This is a genomic window from Streptomyces sp. NPDC047072 (assembly GCF_040643855.1).
GTDB lineage: Bacteria > Actinomycetota > Actinomycetes > Streptomycetales > Streptomycetaceae > Streptomyces.
Genome location: NZ_JBEYVC010000012.1, coordinates 109,628 through 118,314, shown reverse-complemented (window position 1 = coordinate 118,314; position 8,687 = coordinate 109,628). Strand labels below are relative to the sequence as shown.

General features: G+C 66.2%; 6 protein-coding genes. 1 reads left to right on the top strand and 5 read right to left on the bottom strand.

What is annotated here, in order from left to right; genetic code table 11:
- Positions 1 to 119 precede the first annotated feature (119 nt).
- The 4 genes from ABZ896_RS08275 to ABZ896_RS08260 all read right to left on the bottom strand — a co-directional run bounded on the left by ABZ896_RS08275 (position 120) and on the right by ABZ896_RS08260 (position 6,343).
- Positions 120 to 2,336, bottom strand: coding sequence for an MMPL family transporter (locus ABZ896_RS08275; protein WP_360923818.1), 2,217 nt, complete (start codon positions 2,334 to 2,336; stop codon positions 120 to 122).
- A gap of 405 nt (positions 2,337 to 2,741) precedes the next feature.
- Positions 2,742 to 3,464 carry a hypothetical protein gene (locus ABZ896_RS08270; RefSeq protein ID WP_360923815.1) on the bottom strand — a complete coding sequence of 241 codons (723 nt, stop codon included), beginning with the start codon at positions 3,462 to 3,464 and terminating at the stop codon, positions 2,742 to 2,744.
- 108 nt (positions 3,465 to 3,572) lie between these two features.
- On the bottom strand, positions 3,573 to 4,754 hold the full coding sequence (locus ABZ896_RS08265; RefSeq protein WP_360923812.1) for an NAD(P)/FAD-dependent oxidoreductase: 1,182 nt from the start codon (positions 4,752 to 4,754) through the stop codon (positions 3,573 to 3,575).
- A 35-nt stretch (positions 4,755 to 4,789) separates the two neighbouring features.
- The gene (locus tag ABZ896_RS08260) at positions 4,790 to 6,343 is read right to left on the bottom strand and encodes an MDR family MFS transporter (RefSeq protein WP_360923809.1); all 1,554 of its coding nucleotides are present in this window, start codon (positions 6,341 to 6,343) and stop codon (positions 4,790 to 4,792) included.
- Between the two features lie 151 nt (positions 6,344 to 6,494).
- Here ABZ896_RS08260 and ABZ896_RS08255 point away from each other — a divergent pair, with 151 nt between their 5' ends.
- The gene (locus tag ABZ896_RS08255; protein ID WP_360923806.1) at positions 6,495 to 7,112 is read left to right on the top strand and encodes a helix-turn-helix domain-containing protein; all 618 of its coding nucleotides are present in this window, start codon (positions 6,495 to 6,497) and stop codon (positions 7,110 to 7,112) included.
- 127 nt (positions 7,113 to 7,239) lie between these two features.
- Here the strand turns inward: ABZ896_RS08255 and ABZ896_RS08250 are convergent, their stop codons facing one another.
- Positions 7,240 to 8,682 (bottom strand): MFS transporter, encoded by a 1,443-nt coding sequence (locus ABZ896_RS08250; RefSeq protein WP_360923803.1) that lies wholly within the window; start codon positions 8,680 to 8,682, stop codon positions 7,240 to 7,242.
- Between the last annotated feature and the right edge of the window lie 5 nt (positions 8,683 to 8,687).

Sequence of the window (8,687 nt, the reverse complement as noted above, 5' to 3'; positions counted from 1 at the left end):
GGGCGCGTGCTGCTCGATCCGGATGCGCTGCTTGAGCCGCTGGGAGCGGGCGTTCTGGTCCAGCTCGGCGGGGTCGCGGCGGACCTCCCGTGCGGACACCTCACCCGCCCTTCCTCATCTCACACGCGCGCGTGTTCGGCTTCGGACGCGCCCGCGTCGGGGACGGCCTCCAGAGTGCGAGTCAGTTTCTCTCCCTCGATGTCCACGTCAGGCAGGATGCGGTTGAGCCACTTGGGCAGCTTCCACGCCCTATCGCCGAGGAGGGCAAGGACCGCGGGGACGAGGGTCATACGGACCACGAACGCGTCGAGGAAGACGGCTGTGGCGAGTCCGAGACCGATCATCTTGATGAACGATTCGCTCATTCCGATGAAGCCGGCGAACACGGCGATCATGATGATCGCGGCCGCGGTGACTACGCGTGCGCTGTGCCGGAACCCGGTCACGATGGCCTGGTGGGGGCGCTCCCCATGGACGTATGCCTCGCGGATCCGGGTCACGAGGAACACCTCATAGTCCATGGCGAGGCCGAACACCACACCGATCAGGAAGATCGGCATCATGCTCACGATGGGTCCTGTCTGATCCACCCCGATCAGATCCGCCAGCCATCCCCACTGGAAGACTGCGACGAGCGCGCCGAAGGCGCCGCCCACCGAGAACAGGAAGCCGAGGGCCGCCTTGAGCGGCACGAGCACGGAGCGGAAGACGACCATCAGGAGCAAGATGGCGAGCCCGACGATGACCGCCAGGTAGGGCAGCAAGGCATCGCTGAGCTTCTCCGACATGTCGATGTTGACGGCGGTCGTGCTGGTGACGAGCATCTTCGCGCCGGTCTTGGACTCGAGAGCGGGTGCCTCGCCACGAATGGTGTGGATGAGGTCCTTGGTCTCGGTGGAGGTCGGCGCGGTGGTGGGCACGACGCTGAGGAGTGCGGTGTCACCGCTCTTGTTGAACATGGCCGGCGAGACGGAGACCACGCCGTCGGTCTTCGCGAGGTCTGCTGCCGCCTGCTGGGCCGCAGCCTTCGGGTCGTCGACGCCCTTGGCGTCAATTACAACGGTCAGCGGTCCGTTGAAGCCGGGACCGAAGCCGTCGGCCAGGGCGTCGTAGGCGCGGCGCTGGGTGGTGGAGGTGGGCTGCGACTCGTCGCCCGGCATGCCGAGTTCAATGGAGAACGTCGGGATGGAGATCACCCCGAGGCCGAGCACACTGAACAGCAGTACGGCGAGGGGGCGGCGGGTGACGAAGGACGCCCAGCGGGTGCCCATATTGGGCTTCCCGTTCTTTTCGCCGCGGTCCTTCTCGCTGAGTTCCACACCCTTGCGCTGCTTGCGCGGCAGGACCGCGTTCTGAGCGAAGCCGAGGAGCGCAGGCAGCAAGGTGAGGGCGAGAACGATGGCGACGAGAACAGTACCGGCGGCGGCGAGGCCCATCTTTGTGAGCACGGGAATACCGACGACGGACAGGCCCGCGAGCGCGATGATCACAGTCAGGCCGGCGAAGGCGACGGCTGATCCCGCAGTGCCGACGGCCCTCCCCACCGAGTCCTCGGCACTGTGGCCCAGGGCGCGTTCGGAGCGATAGCGGGAAACGATGAACAGGGCGTAGTCGATGCCGACGGCAAGGCCCAGCATCAACGCGAGGGTCGTGGTCGTCGAGGACATACCGATGGCGATGACGGAGGCGACGCCGATAGCGATTCCGACGATCGCGGTGAGCAGCGGAAGACCAGCAGCCGCCAGCGAGCCGAAGGTGATGACGAGCACGACCGCGGCGATGACGAGCCCGATGATCTCCGTTACACCGCCCAGCTCGGGCTCGGGCTCAAGTGCGGAGCCGCCGATGTTGACGGTGAGCCCGGCAGCCTTCCCGTCCTGGAGTGTGTCCTCCAGGGTGTTCTTGGTGCCGTCCGTGAGGTCGGCACTCTTCTCCTTGTAGGTGACGGTGGCGTAGGCGGTCGTGCCGTCCTTGCTCACCGCGTCGGGCGTCGTGAAGGGGTCGATGGCGCTCTTGACCTGGCTGCCGTCCGCGACTTCGTTGACGATCTTCTCGACAGCCGCCTTGTTGGCGCTCGCGGTGATCTTCTGTCCGTCAGGGGCGACGAACACGATGCGTGCTTCGGCTCCGTCGGAGCTGGAGCCGGGGAAGCGCTGGTCAAGCAGGTCGAAGGCCTTCTGTGACTCCGTTCCCGGCAGGACGAGGTCGTCGTCCGGCGCTGCCGGAGCCTTGGCCGCCGCGAAGGCGCAAGCGGCGAGGATGGCCACCCAGAGCAGGGCGACGAGTCGGCGTTTCCGGAAGGAGAAACGCCCTAGTCGGTAAAGGAAGGTAGCCACGGGAGAGGTACTTCCAATCGTGATCGGCAACAGGAATGGCAGTTGGCTTCGATGTGTCGCAACGAAGGGTTTTTCGTCGTCATGCGCCCTTGCGGACAGTTCTCGGGGCTGCCCTGAGCCGCGGGCTGGTCCCGGCTGCGCCAGAGGCGGCGCCTCCTCGTCACCCTTAGGCGTAACTGATCGTCTAGTGTCTTCGCTCTAAAAGTGTAACTGATGCGCCAATGGTGTTGTTGCGGTTGTGCGCCACGCCACGTTGCTTCCTTCACCCCAGAGATGGCCCATGAGAAAGACACAGGTGGAGGGCGGTCTCGGACATGTCCGCCGGAGGGCGGCCGCAGATATGCAGGCAAGTCAGCGCGAGCGTCGCCATACGAGGAGGCTGCAGGGCGGGCAACCAGCGCGCCTTCAGTGCCCCGTGATCTCCTCCCTCGACCTGACGTCTTGATCCGTCAGGATGAGGAGCTTGCGCTCGTGCTCGGTGAGCACCTTGAGGAAGCCGGGTTCGGCCTGCATGACATAGCCCTGCAGCTTCCTCCCGTCCCGCAACTCGATTCGCTCCATCGGGGCCCAGGGGGTGCTGATCGTCGCCGCACCGAGCAGCATCGCCCCGCCCACCAGTGCGACAAGATGCCGAGTCGTCCAGAGGGCCACTCGTTTCAACCCTCCGCCGGCCTGGACGCTGAACACGATCCCGAAGATCAGCCCGCCGACTCCGAACATGAGCCACAACAGCCACCAGCTGTGGAACGTCGCGATATAGGCGATGACGGCTACAACCGCGATCAGCAACAGCAGCGCGCCTGCCAGGTCCGGCCTCTCGGGCTGCTGCCCCTCGGCGAGCGCCCTTTCCCGGGACTTGCCCGCCACCCGCCATTCCATCACCAGCCTGAGGACGGCGACTGGCACGAGGAGCGTGAGGAACACCACGGAGGCGAGCGAGTCAGCCATCACGGTGCCCAGCACAAGGCCGATGCTGTCCTTCAGATCGAGGGTGTGGAGAACCGCGAAAGCGGTGTGCCAGTTGTAGTCGGATACGGCGAACAGCCGCAGTACGAGAAAGGCGAATGCGGCTGTGGTCACCGCATATCCGGTACCACGTCCGTCTGTCTCCGCCTCAAGGGATGCCATGTTCGCCTGAGTACCTTTCGATCACGAGTTCGGTAATTACACGGGCCGCAGTCATCCGCGGACCTGACCCCGCGTGGGCCATCAAGGGCCAGGATCGGAAGCGACGGTTTACCGGTCGCCGCCGCTCCCCTGAGCGGCCATGGCATCGAACTGCTTGAGCAGAGCCAGCATTTGCTTGTCGCCATCGGGGGAAATCATGAGGTCAAGATGGTGGGAAGCGATCTCGGCCACCGGCAGCACGTACGCGTGCAGCGCCTTCTCGTACGTTTCGATCGCCGCCGGCAGGTTGCCGGGGTTCTCAGTGACGGCCTGGGCAAGCTCGACAGCGTCCCGCATCGCGAGGTTGGCGCCGGCGCCGGCGAAGGGCGACATCAGGTGGGCTGCGTCGCCGATCAGGGTGACACCCGGCTTGCTCGCCCAGGTCAGCCCGACGGGAAGCTGCATGATCGGGCGGGGCAGCATCGTGTCGTCGCAGTAGCGGATGAGGTCGGTCAGCTCTGGCGCCCAGTCGCTGAAGTACCCCAAGATCACGGTGCGCGCCACGTCCGGGCGATCGAAAGGGATCCCGTACATGGTCAGCCAGTCCTCGCGCGCACGAAAGGCGACGTAGGTTCGTATCCGACCATCGCCGTTGCGCTGCGTCATGATGCCCTTGTTGTCGCCCAGCGCGTAGAGACTGCCGCGGCCGACGAGTTCGGCGATGGCTGGGTGGGTGCGGTCCACGTCCGTGATGCTGAGCTCGACGAAGTTGACGCCACTGTGATCAGGCTCGGCGGCAGTCACCAGCGGGCGGACGTGGGACCAGGCTCCGTCTGCTCCGACCAGCAGATCACAAGTGGTGGCGGTCCCGTCGGCAAAGTGCAGTGCATGCTGTCCGCCTGTGAGGGGAGAGGCGTCCTTGAGGTACTTGCCCCACTGGATCGAGTCGGGGTTGACCGAATCCAACAGGATGTCGCGTAGGACACCGCGGTCGATCTCGGGCCGGTCCATGTCGTCTTCATCGGTGGCCTGTTCACTCAACAGCGTGCCGTGCTTGTCGAACAGCTTCATGTCCTGGCCCTCGGGGCGGGCTGCTGCACGAAATTCGGCATCCAGGCCCGCCTCATGCAGCGCGTGCTGTCCGGACTCCGCATGCATGTCGAGTGTTCCGCCCTGACCAAGGCGGATGTGGCGGTTTATGTCGGCCTCGTAAAGGGTGGCCTCGATTCCGTTGACCTGCAGCACGCGGGCGAGCGTGAGGCCACCGAGGCCACCCCCGACAATGGCGATGCGGGGGGTGGTGGGGTGCATGGCGCTACTCCGTTCAGGTGACGCAGGGTTCGGGATCAGGCGGACCGAGGAGCCGAGGCCTGTTCGGCGACCGGCTTCGGAGCCACGGGCTTGCCACGGAGCGGGATCTCCTTGACGAAGAGCGCAGCCACGAAGGCGGCGGCGCACAGGCACGCGGCGAGCAGGAAGATGTGCTGGGTACCGGTGGCGACAGCGTCGAGGTAGGCGTCCTTGACCTGGGCAGGCAACTTGGCCAGGGCGGAGGCGCTGATCTGCGTGGATTCCCCGGAGCTGGTGGAGACGGGCACGTGGCTGGCCGTGGCATGGGTGAACAGGGAGCCGAAGACGGCGGTACCCAGGGAACCGCCCACGGTACGGAACAGCATGACGCCCGCGGATGCCGCACCCATGTCCCGCATCTCTACGCTGTTCTGCGCGATGGTCGTGGTCATCTGCAGCATGAAGCCCAGGCCGATGCCGACCAGCGCCATGTAGATCCCGGCGACGAGGCGCGAGGTGTCGGTGTCCATGGTGGCGAGCAGGCCGGTGCCGACGGTGAGGAGGGCGCCGCCCAGAATGGGGAAGATCTTGTACTTGCCGGTGCGGGACATGTACTTGCCGGCGATGTTCGAGACCAGGGCGACGGGGATCATCATCGGCATCAGCAGCAAGCCGGAGTTGGTGGCCGAGGCACCCTGCACGCTCTGCTGGAACAGCGGCAGGTAGAGCGTGGCGCCGAACATGACGACACCGGCCGCGAAGATCATGACAACGCTCAGAACGAAGTTGCGTTCGCTGAACACGCGCAGCGGGAGCAGGGGCTCGGAGGCCCGCTTCTGCGAGGCGATGAAGCCGGCCAGAGCCACTGCCGTGAGGGCGAACAGCGACAGGATCTGCCACGAGCCCCAGGCGTACTGGGTGCCCGCCCACGTGGCAGCCAGCACAATCGCGGTAATCGTGGTGGTCATCAGAACAATGCCCAGCCAGTCGATACGGGCCTTGCTGCGGATGGCGGGCAACTTCAGCATGACCGTGCACCAGACCAGGGCCAGCAGTCCGAGCGGAATGTTGATGTAGAAAGCCCAGCGCCAGCCGATGTGGTCGGCCACGAAGCCGCCGACCAGGGGGCCCCCGATGGTGCCGATGGCCATGACCGCGGCCGTCATGCCCTGGTAGCGGCCCCGCTCACGCGGCGACACCAGAGCACCGATGAGCGTGATCGCGAGGGCCGAGATGCCGCCGGCGCCCAGGCCCTGGATCGCCCGGAAGCCGATCAACTGGGTCATTGACTGCGAGGCCCCGGACAGCACCGAGCCGAGCAGGAAGACGCCGATCGAGGCGAGGAAGAGGTGTTTGCGGCCGAAGAGGTCGCCGAGCTTTCCCCACACGGGGGTGGATGCGGCGGTGGCCAGGGCGTAGGCGGTGACGACCCAGGAGATGTGGGACAGGCCGCCGAGGTCGCCGACGATCGTCGTCATGGAGGTGCCGACGATGGCGTTGTCGAGCATCGCCAGCAGCATCGCCAGCATGACGCCGAGCATCGTGAAGCGGATGCGGTTGGGACTTGCGGACGGTTCGGCCGACGAGGGCGCAGTTGGAGCCGTCGACATGGCTGATCATGCCTTTCGCGGAGGAGGAGGCGTGGTGGGAGCGGTCGCAACAACGCCCGCTCCTGTGCCGTCCAGGGAAACACAACCAGATGTAAAAGTACAACCGCTAGCCTTATTTATCCGATCGCCTTACGGGTTTACAGTGGCAGGCATGACCGAGACGACAGACATGGCCGAGACGAGGGGCGTGACCGAAACGCTGGGGCGTCGGGAGCGCAAGAAGGCCCAGACCCGCAAGGCGCTGTCAGAGGCTGCGGTGCGACTTTTCACCGAGCGCGGCTTCGACAACGTGGGCGTCAGAGAGGTGGCCGAGGAGGCGGACGTGGCTGTGACCACGCTGTTCAAGCACTTCCCGACCAAAGAGGCGCTCATCTTCGACGAGGACGAGGGCCGGGAAGCGGCCTTGATCGCCGCCGTTCACGACCGGGCGCCCGGCCAGTCGATCCTCGACGCGCTCCAGGGCCATCTCATGCGCACCCGCATCGCGTTCCGCGATGACACCACGGAGTTCACCGCGCTCTTCAAGCTGGTGGACGAGACACCATCCCTGCAGGAGTACCTGCACCGGATGTGGCGGCGGCACGAGACGGCGCTGGCCACCGCCATTAGCGAAGCCATCGGCGCTCCCGCAGGTGACGTCCGCGCCGCCGCGCTGGCCCGCTTCGTCATGGAGAGCGGCAATCTGGTCCAGGGACGCGAGAATCCCCAACAGGCTCTGGCGGAGATTTTCGACCTGCTCGCACACGGTTGGAGCGACGGCTCGAGCTGAGCCGTGCGGCCCGGCTCAGGTGAACACCGGCTCGGACCTCCGAGCGGCCTGAGACCGGGCCGAGAATGCGGATCCCGTCAACCTGCCTTCTACGAGCAAGGGCAACGACCGGCGCGACCGCCTCCGGTCACTGACCGCCCGCTTCTCCCGCGCTCTCCGTGGCCGTGTTGCGCGGCAGCAGCTTCACCGCCGGGAGGCAGAAGGCAGTGACCGCGAGGACCACGATCAGAGCGACCTTGATCGCATGGACGGGTGCGCCCGCATGCAGGTAGACGGTGGTCACGACGGCCGAGCCGATGCCGCTGGCCAGCTGTTGCACGGAGGTCAGAGTGCCTGAGGCACTGCCCGCTTCGGCGGGGTCGATATCACCGAGGGCGATGTCGATGATGAGGCCGTAGCAGCAGCCCATACCCACGCCGGTGACGAAGACGGGAAGGGCGAGCTGCCACAGGGTCACGTCTATGCCCTTTGCGGAGAGCAGGGCAAGCAGCAGGCCCGCGCCGAGCATGGTGACGACCATGCCGACGGCGATCAGCTTGCGGCCGAGCTTGCCGCCGAGGGCGATGCACAGGCCGGAGCCGGCGATGATGCCGAACGTCAGCGGCAGGAGGCCCACTGCGGTGTGGCCCGGCGTCTCCCCCAGCGCCCCCTGTATGAACAGGGAGAACACATAGGTGATGCCAGCGGTGACAGCGAAGAACAGCAGACCGACGATCATGCCGGAGCTGAATCCCTTGTTCTTCAGCAGGCTCGGCTTGATCAACGGCGCGTCCGCAGTGGCCTGCCTGCGGCCGAACAGCACCAGGAAGATCACTCCCATGAGCAGAGAGGCGATCGGCACGGCTTCCCAGCCGTAGGTGGAGCCCTCGATCAGACCGAACATCAACCCGAACATGGTCACGGCCAGCAGTCCCGCACCGACGCCGTCGACCGTGGCGGACGGGTCGGCGCCGTCACGGGGAAGGAGCTTGAGGGCGACCGCCACGCCGACGACGCCGAGCACGATGTTGACCAGGAAGATGGGCCGCCATCCGAGCCCGGCGATGTCCGCGTCGATGATGAAGCCGGCCAGGAGCGGACCGCCCACGGTGGCCACGCCGAGCAGCGGACCGAAGATGTTGAACGCCTTCTTCAGCAGGTCGCGCGGGAAGGTCTTGGTCATGATGGCCATGCCCTGCGGGATGAGCATCGCGCCGAAGAGGCCCTGTACGACGCGCGCAACGATCAGCACCGCCGGGTCCGGAGACAGCCCCGCGACCGCCGAGGCCACGGTGAAGCCGGCCATGCCGGTGAGGAACATGCGGCGTTGCCCGTATCTGTCACCGAGCCGTCCGCCGATGACGAGCAGGATGCCCATGGCGAGGGCGTAGGACGAGCCGAGCCATTTGATCAGACCCTCACCGCCCCCGATGTCGCCCACGATCGTCGGCGCGGCGATGTTCGTGACCGTCGAGTCGATCAGGTCCAGGGCATCGGCCAGCAGCACGAGCCCCAGGATCAGCCAGCAGGCCAGCCTGGAGATCGACCCAGCCGCGGACGCACTGCTCCGAGTCTGTTGTGTGGTGGTCATGGCGC